At 40.9% G+C, this 15,329-nt stretch carries 14 protein-coding genes, 2 pseudogenes and 1 riboswitch; of the genes and pseudogenes, 6 read left to right on the plus strand and 10 right to left on the minus strand.

Features of this window, described 5'->3' with window-relative positions; all coding sequences use genetic code 11:
* Positions 1-166: 166 nt before the first annotated feature.
* The gene (locus K1I43_RS03180; RefSeq protein ID WP_019417380.1) at positions 167-493 is read right to left on the minus strand and encodes an ABC transporter substrate-binding protein; all 327 of its coding nucleotides are present in this window, start codon (positions 491-493) and stop codon (positions 167-169) included.
* 99 nt (positions 494-592) lie between these two features.
* On the minus strand, positions 593-835 hold the full coding sequence (locus tag K1I43_RS03185) for a DUF2584 domain-containing protein (RefSeq protein WP_019417381.1): 243 nt from the start codon (positions 833-835) through the stop codon (positions 593-595).
* A gap of 240 nt (positions 836-1,075) precedes the next feature.
* On the opposite strand from K1I43_RS03185, the gene desB reads away from it, so the two are divergent.
* Positions 1,076-2,161 carry a Delta(10) desaturase DesB gene (desB, locus tag K1I43_RS03190; protein WP_026011608.1) on the plus strand — a complete coding sequence of 362 codons (1,086 nt, stop codon included), beginning with the start codon at positions 1,076-1,078 and terminating at the stop codon, positions 2,159-2,161.
* Between the two features lie 63 nt (positions 2,162-2,224).
* Here desB and K1I43_RS03195 read toward each other — a convergent pair whose 3' ends face one another.
* The 5 genes and pseudogenes from K1I43_RS03195 to K1I43_RS03215 all read right to left on the minus strand — a co-directional run bounded on the left by K1I43_RS03195 (position 2,225) and on the right by K1I43_RS03215 (position 6,937).
* Positions 2,225-2,953, minus strand: a complete 729-nt coding sequence (locus K1I43_RS03195; RefSeq protein ID WP_238148398.1) for an energy-coupling factor ABC transporter ATP-binding protein — start codon at positions 2,951-2,953, stop codon at positions 2,225-2,227.
* A complete protein-coding gene (locus K1I43_RS03200) occupies positions 2,950-3,672 on the minus strand; it encodes an energy-coupling factor transporter transmembrane component T family protein (protein ID WP_238148446.1) in 723 nt (240 codons plus the stop codon). The genes K1I43_RS03195 and K1I43_RS03200 overlap by 4 nt, the downstream gene beginning before the upstream one ends.
* A 5-nt stretch (positions 3,673-3,677) precedes the next feature.
* Positions 3,678-4,643 (minus strand): energy-coupling factor ABC transporter permease, encoded by a 966-nt coding sequence (locus K1I43_RS03205; protein ID WP_019417385.1) that lies wholly within the window; start codon positions 4,641-4,643, stop codon positions 3,678-3,680.
* Positions 4,644-4,693: 50 nt separating this feature from the next.
* Positions 4,694-5,665: an N-acetylmuramoyl-L-alanine amidase gene (locus K1I43_RS03210; protein WP_019417386.1), complete on the minus strand. Its 972-nt coding sequence runs from the start codon at positions 5,663-5,665 to the stop codon at positions 4,694-4,696.
* Positions 5,666-5,791: 126 nt separating this feature from the next.
* Positions 5,792-6,937: pseudogene (locus tag K1I43_RS03215) on the minus strand (ISL3 family transposase).
* A 283-nt stretch (positions 6,938-7,220) separates the two neighbouring features.
* On the opposite strand from K1I43_RS03215, the gene K1I43_RS03220 reads away from it, so the two are divergent.
* The 4 genes and pseudogenes from K1I43_RS03220 (at position 7,221) to K1I43_RS03235 (ending at position 9,974) form a co-directional block, all read left to right on the plus strand.
* A complete protein-coding gene (locus K1I43_RS03220) occupies positions 7,221-7,862 on the plus strand; it encodes a hypothetical protein (protein WP_019416625.1) in 642 nt (213 codons plus the stop codon).
* 130 nt (positions 7,863-7,992) lie between these two features.
* Positions 7,993-8,846 (plus strand): annotated as a pseudogene (locus K1I43_RS03225) (IS982 family transposase).
* 49 nt (positions 8,847-8,895) lie between these two features.
* On the plus strand, positions 8,896-9,543 hold the full coding sequence (locus K1I43_RS03230) for a hypothetical protein (protein WP_019416626.1): 648 nt from the start codon (positions 8,896-8,898) through the stop codon (positions 9,541-9,543).
* Positions 9,544-9,605: 62 nt separating this feature from the next.
* Positions 9,606-9,974 (plus strand): hypothetical protein, encoded by a 369-nt coding sequence (locus K1I43_RS03235; protein WP_009361607.1) that lies wholly within the window; start codon positions 9,606-9,608, stop codon positions 9,972-9,974.
* 917 nt (positions 9,975-10,891) lie between these two features.
* On the opposite strand, the gene pckA is transcribed toward K1I43_RS03235, so the two are convergent.
* Positions 10,892-12,484 carry a phosphoenolpyruvate carboxykinase (ATP) gene (gene pckA / locus K1I43_RS03240; RefSeq protein ID WP_009361606.1) on the minus strand — a complete coding sequence of 531 codons (1,593 nt, stop codon included), beginning with the start codon at positions 12,482-12,484 and terminating at the stop codon, positions 10,892-10,894.
* A gap of 174 nt (positions 12,485-12,658) precedes the next feature.
* Positions 12,659-12,767, plus strand: a riboswitch (SAM riboswitch).
* A gap of 120 nt (positions 12,768-12,887) precedes the next feature.
* Here pckA and metK point away from each other — a divergent pair.
* Positions 12,888-14,093 carry a methionine adenosyltransferase gene (gene metK / locus K1I43_RS03245; RefSeq protein WP_220382618.1) on the plus strand — a complete coding sequence of 402 codons (1,206 nt, stop codon included), beginning with the start codon at positions 12,888-12,890 and terminating at the stop codon, positions 14,091-14,093.
* Between the two features lie 45 nt (positions 14,094-14,138).
* Here the strand turns inward: metK and K1I43_RS03250 are convergent, their stop codons facing one another.
* Positions 14,139-14,657 carry a phosphatase PAP2 family protein gene (locus K1I43_RS03250; protein ID WP_026011480.1) on the minus strand — a complete coding sequence of 173 codons (519 nt, stop codon included), beginning with the start codon at positions 14,655-14,657 and terminating at the stop codon, positions 14,139-14,141.
* A gap of 73 nt (positions 14,658-14,730) precedes the next feature.
* A complete protein-coding gene (locus K1I43_RS03255; RefSeq protein ID WP_009361603.1) occupies positions 14,731-15,261 on the minus strand; it encodes a gamma carbonic anhydrase in 531 nt (176 codons plus the stop codon).
* Between the last annotated feature and the right edge of the window lie 68 nt (positions 15,262-15,329).

A 15,329-nucleotide genomic window follows, 5' to 3' on the forward strand; every position in this document is an offset into this window, starting at 1 on the left:
TCTACGGCGCAGCGAAACAAAATATTCCCATTGATGCCGTGAAAAAACAGCTCCATGTGGCATAAGGAGTACCCCGTTTGTCTCTTTTTAAATGGTAATTATTGTAATGAAAATTACTCAACTACAGTCGTTAAGAAAAGAAATGAGTCGAGGTGTTGCTAACCTGTTAAAAAGTTTGCTTTGGATGCGCAAAGTTGATGACAGGATCAATGGCTCCTTGACTATACACATAAATAGACGTTTCCGAACCGACGAGCGCAATATCTGCTCCGTTCGATAAAAGCGTCGTCATCGTTTTATCGCCACCCCACGTCGTATTTAGCTCAATATGAAGCCCTTCTTCAGCAAAAAAGCCTTTTTCGATTGCGACGTATTGAGGTGCATAAAAAATAGAACGAGTCACTTCCGCAACGCGCAACGTTTTTACATCATTAGATGAGCATGCTGAAAGCAAAAACATAAAAGCAACGAGCAAAAACCCCCATTTTCGCATTTTTTTCCCCTCTTTCGTTTCGTTTGCTTTATCGTATGCGCCTAATCAAAATGTGTGAATGACCTAAAAAGAAAACCGCCGAGCACATCGCTCGACGGTTTAATTAATGGAGTGCAAAGCAATTAATTCATATGTAACGATCGTTGTTCCGTTTTCAAGGACGAGTTTTTTGACGACAGCTTGTCCTGTTGCTTCTCCGTGTTTTGTTCGTCTTACTTCTAACGGCACGTCAAGTGGATATAAGCGATAACCTTCTTTTTGTAATACAAATAAGTTGTGTTCAATTCGTTTTTCTTTTCCATTTGTGACGATCATCGTTTGTATCTCTAACGGCATCCCCATCTGTTTCACCCCAAATTGATTTGGTATGTTTACTTCCATTGAAACACATTTATCGCTATTGTACAACTGCATTCATATTGATACTAAATAATATAAATAAATAATATGATCAGGTAATAAATTTTATTGACAGGACAAGAATATAAATGATACGATGACAATAAGCTTTAAAGGGAAATGTTTGAATATTCATTTCTTTTTGAAGCGAAGTGTTTACGTATGAGGGGAGTTTTTTGTTACATGAAACAATTTCATTCATTCGGGTGGTACGCGGCTCGCATTGCCCCGTATTTGCCTGAGGAAGCGTTCCGTCCTGTTCCGTCTCGTCTGTTTGGTGGCCTTGCTTACATGCTCGTTTTAGTGAGCAGCATTGTAACGATTTCTTTATTTGACCTCCATTGGTTATGGAACGGATTGCTTTCGGTTGTTATTGGATGGTGTTTTGCTGGATTAGGGTTTTTAGGGCATGAAATTTTGCACGGGACGGTAGTCAAACGGGCGTGGCTTCGTGATTTATTAGGTGGTATCGCATTTTTACCGCTTTGCACAGGTCCGAAGCTATGGCGAAAGTGGCATAATGCGACACATCATGTGCATACACAACATGAGGAACTTGATCCCGATGCGTGGCCGACGATAAAACGTTTAGCTCAAAGTCGTTTTCTCCGTTGGATTTATCGCATTCCGTTTCCCATTCGTGCGGCTTTTTCGTTTTTGTCTTTAGCAGGGATGTTTACCGTTCATTCGCTTCATATGCTTCTTCATTTTTGGAAGGAGTTTGAAAAAGGAAGTCGTCGCGCAGTATTTTGGCAGTTTGTGTTGCCATGGTCGATATGGATTGGGTTATTGTTGATGATCGGAGTAGAAAAATGGCTCTTTGCATTCGTTTTTCCGTTGCTCATTGGGAATGCGATCGTTATGGGATATATTTCAACGAACCATCGTTTAAATCCGCTCGTTCCAGTTAACGATCCGCTAGCTAATAGCTTAACGGTCATCGTTCCAAAGTGGGTAGATGTGTTGCATTTCAACTTTTCACACCATACAGAACATCACTTATTCCCAGCGATGAGTTCAAAATATTATCCGCTCGTCAAACAATATATTAAACAACTATGGCCGGAACGGTATCATGAAATGCCGATGACAAAAGCGCTAATTGCGTTATGGAAAACGCCGCGGCTTTATCATGAACAAACAGAACTCATCGAACCGCGCGAAGGGTATGTGTACGGAACGCTCGGAAACGGACTAAATATAGATAATCTTTCGTACAAAACGAAAGAAAATAGTGTAGTCAAACAAAAGATGGTGAAACAAAAATAAGCGTCGCATACCGGCGCTTTTTGTTTTCAGCAAAAAAATAAAACGTGGCTAATGAGCCACGCTTTATTTTCTCCCTCTCAGCATAAGGGGAAGTTCTAAATGATGTTCGTGTAAAAACGGTTCGTTTGTTAATACAGCATCTGTTGGGCCGTCATATACGATCATCCCGTTTGCGAGTACAATCGTTCGCTCGCAACATTCGAGTACAAAATCGAGATCGTGTGTTGTTATCATTTTTGTATGTGGCAACGATTGAACGAGATGAATGAGCGTTCGTCGTGCTCTCGGATCTAACGCTGCTGTCGGTTCGTCCATGAGCAATATGTTTGGTTCCATCGCAAGTACAGTTGCTAAGGTGACGAGCCGTTTTTCTCCTTCTGATAAACGATAAGGTGGACGATCTTTTACATGTATTGCACCGACAAGCGTTAAAGCGTTTATTACTCGTTGCTCCACTTCATTTTCGTTCATTCCTTTATTTCGAAGCGCAAATGCGACATCGTCGTAAACGGTCGGCATAAATAATTGATCGTCTGCTTGTTGAAATGTAAAGCCAACGATGCGACGAATATGTTGTAACGTTTGTTTCGACATGGGCATATTGTCGATGACGATACGTCCACGTTGTGGCATGTACAATCCGACGAGCAGTTTTAATAACGTTGATTTTCCTGCCCCGTTTGCTCCAATGATGCCGATGCATTCTCCTTGTTGAACGGAAAAAGAAACATCACGAATGGCTTCGTGACCATCTGGGTATATGTAACAAATATTCGATACGTTTATCATCATATGACCACCAAACGATAAACGATGAACAATCCAATAGTGACATATGTGTAAATCATTTCTTTCATTGTCCATCGTTTTATTTTTATATGCATACGTTGAATAGAAAACCCGCGCAACGTCATCGCTTCATACACGCGCTCGGCACGTTCAAATGTTCGCAACAACAAATGTCCAACGAGCGATCCCCAAACGGATAATTGGATGGCGCGATGGTTCGGTGCGCGCAACATATATGCTTGACGCAGTCGTTTTGCTTCTTCTAAAAATAAAAAAATATATCGATATGTCAAAAGCAATTGTATGACGAGCAGACGAGGAATGCGCAACGAAAGGAGCGCACCTGCAAGTTGCTCGATCGGTGTCGTCAAAAACAACACCGTTGCTGCAAGAACAGCAAGTATATTTTTTACAAACAAAGTGGCAAATACGAGCCACCGCGCTTCGATACGCCAATGAAAAAATGATATATGTTCATGAATAAAAAACAACTGCGAAGCCCCTATCACTGTAATAAACGGTAAAGAGGCGAGCAGTATGCTTTTGATATGACGAATAGAAAGACGATGCACCACGATCATGGCAATTGGATAAAGCGATAAAGGGATGAGTTCAATAAATGCATATGTGTGAAATGAAGCAACGACAAGAATGTATGTAAACGTTATAATGAGCATGCTTAACGGATGAACATCGTGTCGTTGCTCTTTCATATTTGACATATGTATCACGTTTCTTTTCTCCATTTTTTCATCATGTATGGTATAAGCATTGCGATCGCAACAACGAATACACCGATAATGCCAGAAAGGCTTGTCCCGACGTCTAGCCATCCGATTGATGCGCCGCCGCTTCTCAAATTATAATCAGGTAATAAAGCGAGCGATTGTTGGAGACGTTCCAGCGCGTGATGAAGTGCCGTTGTTGTATGCAGCTCCTCTGTGCCTGCTGTACGTAAAATAGACCATTCTAATCCATCTGGTTTTGACGAAGCGACCGATGAAAATATGCCACCGATGAGAAGCGCGAGTAAGCCGAGTGTCCCGATGAGACGATTCGTCGGTGTATTTGCCGGTGTTGAGAGCTCTGGTTTTGTTTTCATCACAAATGAAACGACAGCCGCGGTAGCCATTCCTTCCACAATGCCAATCGCCAAATGAACAGGTTGCATAAATAAGGTGAACGTCGTAAACGGTAATTCGACTTTTCCGGATAACAACGTTTGAACGACAACGCTAAATGCGCCGAGTTGTAATCCAACGACCGCTGCGATGATGGAAGCGAGCCATATGTTTGTTCGGCGAATGAGTCGCTTATATAACGGATATGCGACAAAGCATGTGTAAAAGCCGAGATTGAATACGTTGCATCCGAACGCTAACAGTCCGCCATCTGCAAAAAAGAGCGCTTGAATAAATAAAACAACGGCTAACGTTAAAAAAGCTGCATAAGGACCTAGCAAAGCGGCAAGTAACAATCCGCCACCTAAATGTCCGCTTGATCCTGTACCAGGAATCGCAAAGTTAATCATTTGCGCTGCAAATACAAATGCTCCAAGCACTCCCATCAGCGGCAGTTTTTTTTCGTCTGCTTCTATGTTTAATTTTTTTAATGAGTAGCTTGCTACACCTGCTGTAGCCCCCCACATCGCAATTCCTACCGCAGGTGAAATAAGCGCATCTGCCATATGCATAAAAATATCCCCCCTTATATTTTATTATAGGAGAGACGTGTCATGGAAAGCTATTTCATTTTTTCTCTAAGTTTGCTTATTATATAATTTTTCGTTTTTTTGTCATACATGCCATTTTTATTTCCACCTGAAAACATAAGGTTCACTCGTTTCACGGCATCTAACGTTTTTTGGCCGAATACTCCGTCTTCTGCTCCGCATTTAAAATTGATCATATTTAGCGCTTGTTGTAAGATGCGAACGTCTTCACCACGATCGCCATATTGCAATACTTTATTCGGAAGCTTACTTATCAGTTGTTCAATTGGATTTTGTTGCTTCGGTGTTTGATTGGATGGTGGTGATGGGGTCTTCACTTCTTCTTTTTTTATTAGTTTTTCAATGATTATTTGTTGCCCAGGCTGTAATGCTCTTGGATCAACATGTGGGTTTAGGCGTAATAACGTTTTGACACTTACTCCTGTTTTTTGACTAATTGCCCATAGCGTATCTCCTCGTTCGACGGTATACAGTTTGACTTCTTCTTTCATTTCGATGTTTTCTTTTTCTGTTAATACTTGCGCATAGTTAAAACAAGGGCATTGTTTCCATTCGTATCCTTTTAGCTCGTTATGTCCTTTCACATCTTTATAGTTCGGCAAGATGTTTACAAGCGTTTTGTATAACGTTCTCAATGATTGTTTTTGTTCATCCGTCGGTTGTTGTGTGCGAAAATCCCCTGTTAAACAAACGCCGATGCAATAAGTGTTATGGTTGCCGACATGGTAGCTAATCGCTTCTAAGTCGTTGCAAAAATGAATCGTTCCGTCTTGTTCAATGACAAAATGGTATCCGATCCCGGGCCATCCTTTGCTCACATGATAATTAGCAAACGCAAATGCCGAGCCTGTTTTCGTCAAGCTATGATGAATAATGATGTGCGTTTTTTGTTCAAGTGTTGTTTTTTTATACGATTGTCCAGAGCGAGTAGGGAGAAGGTGGCGTATATCTTTTAATTGAGGAATCGCAAATAGTTGATTCATCTTTAACCTCCTTTTCTTTGTTTCTATGTACTACTATATGTTTCATTGAATGAAATGGTTTGTACGAACATATGAAAAATGGGTCATCACCAAAAGATGTACTTGAAGATGTACTTGCCCCTGCCATTAAAGTATGTTAGCTGTTTCTAACCAACCCCACAATGCAAAACGTTGGATATTTCTGTATCCGTATCCTCGACGTTTAATCAGCTTGATCTTGTTATTCGTTCCCTCCATTTTCCCATTCGAATAAGGCGATAACATGCACGATATGATTTCGTCTGTTCGTTTGACGAGTGATTTTGCAATGGCACGCACAACCGAACAAGGACAAAACGAATACCGATGCATCCAAGCCTCCAAACGTCGTTTCGCCTGTTGTTCGTCTTTGCTTTTGGACACATAGCGAAAATGTTGAAACGATCGGTAGACAGACTTTAAGTCATCACTTTCCTTACACCATTCTCGTACAATTTGACGTTCTTCCTCCATCAGCTTCTCTGGACATTGGCTCAATAAACGACAAACGTAACGAACATTTTCGCGTTTGTAGCCCCATTTGTCTACATATTTGCGACAACGCTCTAAAGCATCTGTAAACAGCTGAATGACATGGAAATAATCGACCACGTGTGTCGCCTCTGGACAAACCCCTTGAATGGATTTTTTCATCGCTGGAGTTAAATCGCTCACGACAAACTGAACAGAACGAGACACATGAGCCAACGCACGTCCAATGGCTTCCTCGTTCTTTCCTGTTTCAATGGCATACACTTCACCTGTTTCGGCATCCATGACCGCCACTCCGTAGTCATGCCCTTTTCGAAAAGCGAACTCATCGACACAAACCGCCTTTGGTTGGATGTCATTTGATAGGAAGGATGGGGCATGGATATAAAACCAACGTTCTACCGTTGTGTAAGGAAGCTTGAGCATACAAGCCACTGCCTAAATGATGTTCCGATGCAAGATTGCGAAAAGCATCCGTCGCCACACTTCGAGGAGAGATGGCTGGATAAGACGTGCTGAATGTCATGCCACACGCACCACAACGTCTGCGCTCGACAGGAAGTTCAATCCAAAAAATTCCGATTCTCTGAGCATAGCCATGCATCTATTGCTTCTTTTTGCATGTCATTTTGATCGTGCGCTTCAAGCCGAGCATTGTTCAGGCAGAGAAAGTTCGAAAATCCAACGTTCTTCTTCTTTTCGTACCTTTTGAATCAAAACATCTGATAAATCGATGAGTTCTTTGATAAACGGAGAGTACATGCGAATTTTCCTCCAGTGGTTTGGTTTGGTCACCTTTACCATACAGGAAAATTCGCATTTTTTGAACCCTCTATTTTCTCTATGCACACCGATCTTAAATGATCAAGTACAACTTTTGGTGAAGAGCCTAAATTTCCCCTTTATAATAACAAATTTAATATAAAAAATATTGACAATTTTTTTTTTTTTAATATTAAGTCAAAGTAATTATTCAGCTCACTTTGGTTATGCGACTGAATAGTTACATGCATTCAATGCACTAACCTTAAGGGAGGTTGTTATTATGTTTAAGAAAAAGAAGCTACTTACATTTTCATTGGCTGCTATTCTTGCTAATTTCGTATTAGGAGAAACTGCTTTAGCGGAAACAGCAGGAGATTCAACATCTTGGAGTTACTCTAATTACAACAACGGATCGTACGTACCGAGAACAGGTAGTCTCAAATCGTATTTTGGATACGATGGCTTCTACTATATTAGAACAGAAAGTAAGTTTACCTTAGATTCGTATAATGTTAGTCAAATTAAAGAATATAACAATGGTGGAGATAACCCTGGGACAAGTTGTGACAATTCTCCAGCATATTTTACCGTTGATATGACGGCTGTTCCTGATAATTCATTTGATTTAGAGATTAGTGCTTATGTTTCTACTACAAATTTACCTGATCCAAAATTTGATTTCGAGACAGACGGTGGAGTAGATAACCAAGAATCAGAAGTAGTTGCATTAGGTACAGTAGTTTCCCAACAGTATTTCTTTACAACAAACTGGGAAGATTTTAGAGATGGAGATAGCGGAGACAGCGGAGAAATACAGTTAAACTTTGCTATGAGTAAAAAAGGTTTTATTGATTACAACAACTGCATAAATGGTGGTGGCTATCGTGCGATTACTTACGGGGATAACCTTGGAAGACCATAATTAAAATCAACCTAATAGTAAAGAATCATAAATAAAACCTGTGGTTCTAGATAAAATCGCGTAAATAGCCCTTCCCCATAGATTTCCTGTATAATGAAAATGCCAGTCAACACTCGAAAGGAGACTTCCCGTGCAAGAGCACTTTCATTTACAGACCAAGCGAAAATTCAAAAACAATATGCGACCATTTTCTTAACTATATTTGCAGCGCCGCAATCATCATTGGTGAAACAAGAAGATGCCGTGATCATTGCCATTTATCTATTAGGAAAACCGTTGGGCTTTTCTTCTAAACGGACATGGCATTGCTTTGTGGAGGGAAACCTGTTCACCAACCGACAGTTTATCGAACGGTTTCGGTACAATCGACGGTGTCGAGCGTTGTCCTCCGTGGTCAAATGGATTCGCTGAGCTCGCTAAACGTGGACAACGCCATGCCTATGCAGTCGTAGACAGTATGTCGATCGAGTTGTTCCATAATGCAAGAATGCATCGCGTCCAACAATTCTAAGGTATCGCTGACATCGGGTATTGTGCGTCGAAACAGAAGTGGTACTACGGATTTAAGCTCTATCTTGAAGTGACCGATCAATGATTGCCAATGGGATATGAGGTGGCAGAAGCGTTTTGTCACGATCGAGTCGCCGCTGAAACAGCCATGACACAAGTTCCCCATCTCTACAATTTGGGTGACGAGGGATTTTTGGTTATTATTTATAGTTATTATTTATAAATAAAGATATATAAGGAATATCAAATTACCTTCTGGACTCCATCTCGCAGAAAACAGAAGCATTACTCATCGTCACCATGGGAGGGATGGATCAAAGATAAACGAAAAGTGATTGAGGAGGTGTTCTCTGTCCTTGCCAATCAGTATCGGATTACAAACATTTGTGCCAACCCCATTTCAGGGTTTGAAGTGGCACTCGATGGCGTTTGTTGGTCTATTCACTTGTCACACTCGGACTAATTGAGCGCTAGCACCCAACTAGCACCACGGGTATAGTAACTATTTAAGGAGGTCAATAAGATGGCTTGGAGCAAAAAATTTTTGTTGGCAGTAGCTGGACTAGGTTGTGCGTTGGCCTTTACTTTTAATATAGTTGAAATTGGGAATGCTGCTTCTAGCGGGGATAAAGAAGTGGAACAAACTTTTGATAAATCGAATCTAATAGAGCAGTATAAAAATATTGAGAAAACAGAATTGGGTGTAGAAAAATACAAGAAACTTATTACCGAAAAAAATAATGAAATTAAGAACAAAAAAGTTGAGGATATTAATACCACTATCACATTTTCTCGGCCATTAGAATTTAAGGAATTAAAGGAATTTGTAAAGAAACACAAAGTTAATCCTCAACAATTTGTAGCACGTGCTGTAAAAGGTGATGAGCGTATAACACTTGCCTTTAAACCACACGTAGAGGAGAAACATGTTAGTATGGTGAAAAAACAACTTAAAGAGGAATACAATGCGGAGTTTGTTGGTTTTATTGATATGTACGGTTTTGTGAGTCATGAAGATTTAACAGCAATTGAAAATGATCAAGTTACTTTCCTTGCTGATACAACAGGAGATAAATATTTCTTGAAACACGAAAAAGACAATGGTTTTGCCCATGCGCTTTCTTGGTTATTAGAAGATGTTAAGAAGAAAAAAGAGGAAAACAATAAATAATTAAAAAATCTTAAAGGGGGTAGATATCTACTTCCCTTAAGTTTTTCATTAGGAGTGAAATCATGTTCAATCCAGAACTTTATTTTTATTACATTTTGTTAATTACTCTTTTAATTTTTACTTATTTATTCTATAGAAGAACAAAAAATTTATCTAAAACACTCCTTATGACAATTACTGCACTTTTTTTCGTATCCATAGTTTGCAGTATTAGTTTAGCACTTAATTATTATCAATCACTGAAACCGAATACAGAAGGTATTGGAATTTCAAATGTGATCGCATATTGGCTACTAGGGGAGGATGCTTGGGCACCAGTATGGACTATTCAGTTATTCAAAAAGGCTTACTCTATTTCCTTATGGATTACACTTATTTTATTTGTTTTCCTCATAATTCTTTTATTCATGAAAAGGAAAGAAAGTGAATGAAAGACATGAACTAAAATATTTGGATACCAAAAATTTAAATATAAGGTAACATAAAGAATTATATAAAAAACACCTGTGAGCGACTTTTTTAAGGAAATTAAAGTGGATTATAGGTTAGGATTACACACCCTTCAAGTTTAGTGGTTAAGCGTCGCTGTATCCATACACCATGTTTGTGATCATTAGCCGAAGAAAAAGAATACCACATGTTTTAGGCATGCCAAATAATCCTCTCAAAGAGGGTTATTTGGCGCTTTTAGTGCGCTCGGCATGGGTGCAATCTCTAGGGTGAAAGTCCCGAACTGCGAAGGCAGAAGTAGCAGTTAGCTTAACGCAAGGGTGTCCGTGGTGACGCGGAATCTGAAGGAAGCGGGCGGCAAACTTCCGGTCTGAGGAACACGAACTTCATATAAGGCTGTTGGGTATCATTGGATGAGTTTTCTAAACAAAACAAAGCCCTTTCTGCCGAAGGTGATACAGAGTAAATGAAGCAGACAGGTGGAAGGAAAGATTGCACTCTTACCCGAGGAGGTCTGATGGATACGTGAAGTACGCTTCATAACCTACTTCGTGATAAGTAGCTGAACCATCAGAAGTCAGCAGAGGTCGTCGTACGAATCGGTCTAGAACGATTCGGAAGAACCGAACAATCAAGAGAAAATAGCCCTTGGCTTCAGTCCGTCATGATGAACACAGAAAACGAAGTGCCTCCCAAGAGAAAGGAAACGGTGAATCCCGTGGGGGATCTCTTGGAGGGTGGAGTGACGACTGGCATAAGAAGATCAGCTATTTACGGAAGGAAGAAGAACGATGCTCTTAAATCAAAAAAATTTCTTGCGTCACTGATCTTGATTGAACCGCCGTATACGGAACCGTACGTACGGTGGTGTGAGAGGACGGAGGTTAATCACCTCCTCCTACTCGATTGCGATCGGTCCACCGAGTTGTTCAATGCGTGGATCAACGTTTGTGAATTTTTTAAAGTTTTCACGGAACTTCGCCGCAAGTTCTTTTGCTTTTTGGTCATATGCTTCTTGATCTGCCCATGTGCTTTTTGGCAGTAATACTTCGTCCGGTACACCTGGGACGTGAAGCGGAATATGCAGACCGAAAATCGGGTCTTGAACGGTTTCTACGTTGTTTAATTCGCCTTCTAACGCCGCTTTCACCATCGCACGCGTATAAGATAGCTTCATTCGTTCACCAACACCGTATCCGCCTCCCGTCCAACCGGTATTGACTAAAAATACTTGAACGCCGTGAGCGTCAATTTTTTGCCCGAGCATATCTGCATAGCGTGTTGCAGGAAGCGGTAAAAACGGTGATCCAAAGCATGTCGAAAACGTTGCTTCAGGTGCGGTAATTCCGCGTTCTGTTCCCGCTAACTTGCTTGTATAGCCGCTTAAGAAATGATACATCGCTTGTTCTTTCGTTAATTTGCTAATTGGAGGCAATACACCAAACGCATCAGCTGTTAAAAAGACAATCGTATGCGGATGACCTGCAATGCTCGGTTGAACGATATTATCCATTGCTTCAAGCGGATATGCTGCGCGCGTATTTTCCGTCAACGTTGCATCGTCATAGTTTGGTATGCGTGTGTCTGGATCAATCATGACGTTTTCTAATACGGAACCGAAGCGAATCGCATCGAAAATTTGTGGTTCTTTTTCGCGTGATAAGTTAATGCATTTCGCATAACATCCGCCTTCAATGTTGAACACGCCGTTATTTGACCAACCGTGCTCGTCATCGCCAATTAGGCGACGGTTTGGATCGGCAGAAAGCGTTGTTTTCCCTGTACCTGATAAACCGAAAAAGAGCGCGACATCTCCTTCTTGACCTACGTTTGCTGAGCAGTGCATTGGAAAAATTCCTTGTTCTGGCAACAAAAAGTTCATCACAGAGAAAATCGATTTTTTCATTTCCCCTGCATATTCTGTTCCACCAATCAGCACGGTACGACGTTCAAATGAGATGATAATAAACGTTTCTGAACGTGTGCCGTCAACAGCTGGATCTGCTTTAAATGTCGGTGCAGAAATGACCGTAAATTGTGGTTCATGCGTTTGTAATTCTTCTGTTGTTGGACGAATGAACAATTGATGGGCAAATAAGTTATGCCAAGCAAATTCATTGACAACTTGAATTGGCAAGCGATAAGCTGGATCCGCTCCAGCAAAGCCGTTGAATACAAATATTTCTTCTTTCGTCATTAAATAATCGATCACTTTGTTGTACAGTTTATCAAATACTTCTTCAGAAATTGGTTGATTGACAGTTCCCCAATCAATTTTATGTTTCACAGATGGTTCTTCCACAATATATTTATCTTTTGGAGAACGACCTGTATATTTTCCAGTTGTTGCACAAACTGCACCTGACGAAGTGAGGACGCCTTCTTTGCGAGTTAATACTTTTTCTACTAATCGCGGTACAGATAAGTTATGAAAAACCCCATCCCTTTGTAAGAGTGTTGATAATTTGTTTGTCAGTTCAATGGAATTCATTGGACAAAACCTACCTTTGTTTGATTTATCTTTATGTAAAAAGTATAACACATTTTAATAAATAGTCCATACTAATTCGTGTATTTTTCTTGAATTTATTTTCGAGACTATGACAGGAGAAAAAACGTTGACTTGCTCTGTACCGATGTGATATGATGCTGAAATGAACGGATACTCTTATCCCGAGTTGGTGGAGGGAGACAGGCCCGATGAAACCCAGCAACCGTCACATACGTGAAAAGGTGCTAACCTGTGGCAAGGGAACGCCCTTGAACGATAAGAGTGAAAGGCGCAGACAAATGCAAAAACCTTTCCTCTGAGGGAAAGGTTTTTTTCACGATAGACCATAATAAGAGGGATGAGTACCGTATCATTTGTCACTATACTGAGGAGGAATGTTTGAATGCCTAAACGTCGTCTGTTTACATCTGAATCTGTAACGGAAGGGCATCCGGATAAAATTTGTGACCAAATTTCCGATGCGATTTTAGATGCGATTTTAGCGAATGATCCGAATGCGCGTGTGGCGTGCGAAACGAGTGTAACAACAGGACTTGTGTTAGTGAGTGGAGAAATTACAACATCTACATATGTAGATATTCCGAAAATTGTTCGTGAAACAATTCGTGAAATTGGCTATACGCGCGCAAAATATGGCTTTGATGCAGATACGTGCGCAGTATTGACGTCAATTGATGAACAGTCGCCAGATATCGCGATGGGTGTTGACAAAGCGTTAGAAGCTCGCGAAGGACAAATGACAGATGAAGAAATCGAAGCGATCGGTGCAGGTGACCAAGGATTAATGTTTGGCTTCGCGTGCAACGAAACGAAAGAACTTATGCCGCTACCAATTTCTCTTGCACATAAGCTTGCACGCCGTTTAGCAGAAGTGCGTAAAGAAGACATTTTACCGTACTTACGTCCAGACGGAAAAACGCAAGTGACTGTGGAGTACGATGAAAACGGCAAACCTGTACGTATCGATACGATCGTTGTTTCTACACAACATCATCCAGAAATTACACGAGATCAAATTGTGCGCAACATTAAAGAACATGTCATTAAACCTGTCGTTCCGGCAGAATTGATCGATGAAAACACAAAATATTTTATCAACCCAACAGGACGTTTCGTCATCGGTGGTCCACAAGGTGACGCAGGGTTGACAGGACGTAAAATTATCGTTGACACATACGGTGGTTATGCACGTCACGGCGGCGGGGCATTCTCAGGAAAAGATCCAACGAAAGTAGACCGCTCAGCAGCGTATGCGGCACGTTACGTAGCGAAAAACATTGTTGCAGCGGGTCTTGCCGATAAATGCGAAGTGCAGTTAGCGTATGCGATCGGTGTTGCAAAACCTGTATCGATTTCAATTGATACGTTCGGCACAGGCAAAGTATCTGAAGATGTATTAATTGAAGTGGTGCGCAACAACTTTGATCTTCGCCCAGCGGGCATTATTAAAATGCTTGATCTTCGTCGCCCGATTTACAAACAGACAGCTGCTTACGGTCACTTTGGCCGCACAGATATTGATCTTCCTTGGGAACGTACAGATAAAGCAGAAGTGTTAAAACAACAAGCGTTACAGTTGGCGAAGTAAGGAAAAAAGGGAGAGTTACAAGATGTAGCTCTCCTTTCTTGTTTTTTAAGTAAGAACAGAAAATGAAGCGATGCCAACTAATGTACCGAGCATACAGCCAGCAAGCACATCAGATGGATAATGAAGTCCTAAATAAATGCGCGAAATCGCGACGCTACACGCGATGGGCAAGAGCCAAATCGTTAATGCCGGAGCGTATAGTAAAAATGGAATGATGACAGAAAATATTGCGGTTGTATGTCCGGATGGAAATGAATGATCAGTTAACGGATTTTTTGTTACTTTTGTGTCATGAAGTGAAATATACGGTCGTTTGCGTGGGTACATTTTTTTCATCATTGCGACAGGAATATGACTAAGTGCCAATGCGACCGCGCTCGCGATAGCAGCATCCTGCCATTCGTCACGTAGCAACCAAATGGCTAGCAATACGGTTGTAATCGAGCATGTCGCTCCTCCAATGTGCGTAATCGAGCGAAAATACGCGTTAAGCCACTTCCGATCAAAATAACGATTAATGCTGTAAAACAACTTGCACTCCCAATCGTACCATTTTCGCAACATAAGCAAATCCCCCTGAATTTATGATAAAATATATATGTTAAGTCAATAATAAAACAATGTAAAAATACCACGCTTATTTATTGCGTGGTTTGTTTAATTGAAGCGACTTATAATATTGTCCTTTTTCGACATATTCGCGGCGAATTCGTGCCATTTCACGCTCATCTTCTTCGGTTAATTCTCGAATTACTTTTGCGGGGCGTCCGAACGCAAGTGTGCGAGGAGGGATTTTCTTTCCTTGAGGCACAAGACTGCCGGCACCGATAAAAGCCCCTTCACCAATTTCAGCACCGTCTAAAACGATAGAACCCATACCGACGAGAGCCTCTTTTCTTACGATCGCACTATGTAAAATAACTTGATGGCCGACGGTCACATCATCTTCAATGATCAGTGGATTGTTTGGGCTTTGGTGAAGGACACAATTGTCTTGAATGTTTACACGGTTGCCGATGATCGTTGGTGCGACATCTCCGCGAATGACGGTGTTAAACCAAATGCTCGTTTCCTCTCCAATCGTTACATCACCTGTAATGGTGACGTAATCGGCGATGAAAGCGGAAGACGCAATGTTTGGTGTATGTTCTTTATATGGATAAATCATTTGGCTCGTCCCTTTCGTTTCATTTTGTTATATTTAGTGTACAAATTTTTCGTCTATTCGTAAATATA

The organism is Anoxybacillus sp. ST70, from assembly GCF_019553625.1.
GTDB classification, from domain to species: Bacteria; Bacillota; Bacilli; order Bacillales; family Anoxybacillaceae; genus Anoxybacillus; species Anoxybacillus gonensis.

What these genes read in the sequence shown, in the direction of transcription:
- K1I43_RS03180 (WP_019417380.1), bottom strand. Translation starts at nt 493, where the DNA reads ATGCGAAAATGGGGGTTTTTGCTCGTTGCTTTTATGTTTTTGCTTTCA.
- K1I43_RS03185 (WP_019417381.1), bottom strand. Translation starts at nt 835, where the DNA reads ATGGGGATGCCGTTAGAGATACAAACGATGATCGTCACAAATGGAAAA.
- desB (WP_026011608.1), top strand. Translation starts at nt 1,076, where the DNA reads ATGAAACAATTTCATTCATTCGGGTGGTACGCGGCTCGCATTGCCCCG.
- K1I43_RS03195 (WP_238148398.1), bottom strand. Translation starts at nt 2,953, where the DNA reads ATGATGATAAACGTATCGAATATTTGTTACATATACCCAGATGGTCAC.
- K1I43_RS03200 (WP_238148446.1), bottom strand. Translation starts at nt 3,672, where the DNA reads ATGTCAAATATGAAAGAGCAACGACACGATGTTCATCCGTTAAGCATG.
- K1I43_RS03205 (WP_019417385.1), bottom strand. Translation starts at nt 4,643, where the DNA reads ATGCATATGGCAGATGCGCTTATTTCACCTGCGGTAGGAATTGCGATG.
- K1I43_RS03210 (WP_019417386.1), bottom strand. Translation starts at nt 5,665, where the DNA reads ATGAATCAACTATTTGCGATTCCTCAATTAAAAGATATACGCCACCTT.
- K1I43_RS03220 (WP_019416625.1), top strand. Translation starts at nt 7,221, where the DNA reads ATGTTTAAGAAAAAGAAGCTACTTACATTTTCATTGGCTGCTATTCTT.
- K1I43_RS03230 (WP_019416626.1), top strand. Translation starts at nt 8,896, where the DNA reads ATGGCTTGGAGCAAAAAATTTTTGTTGGCAGTAGCTGGACTAGGTTGT.
- K1I43_RS03235 (WP_009361607.1), top strand. Translation starts at nt 9,606, where the DNA reads ATGTTCAATCCAGAACTTTATTTTTATTACATTTTGTTAATTACTCTT.
- pckA (WP_009361606.1), bottom strand. Translation starts at nt 12,484, where the DNA reads ATGAATTCCATTGAACTGACAAACAAATTATCAACACTCTTACAAAGG.
- metK (WP_220382618.1), top strand. Translation starts at nt 12,888, where the DNA reads ATGCCTAAACGTCGTCTGTTTACATCTGAATCTGTAACGGAAGGGCAT.
- K1I43_RS03250 (WP_026011480.1), bottom strand. Translation starts at nt 14,657, where the DNA reads ATGTTGCGAAAATGGTACGATTGGGAGTGCAAGTTGTTTTACAGCATT.
- K1I43_RS03255 (WP_009361603.1), bottom strand. Translation starts at nt 15,261, where the DNA reads ATGATTTATCCATATAAAGAACATACACCAAACATTGCGTCTTCCGCT.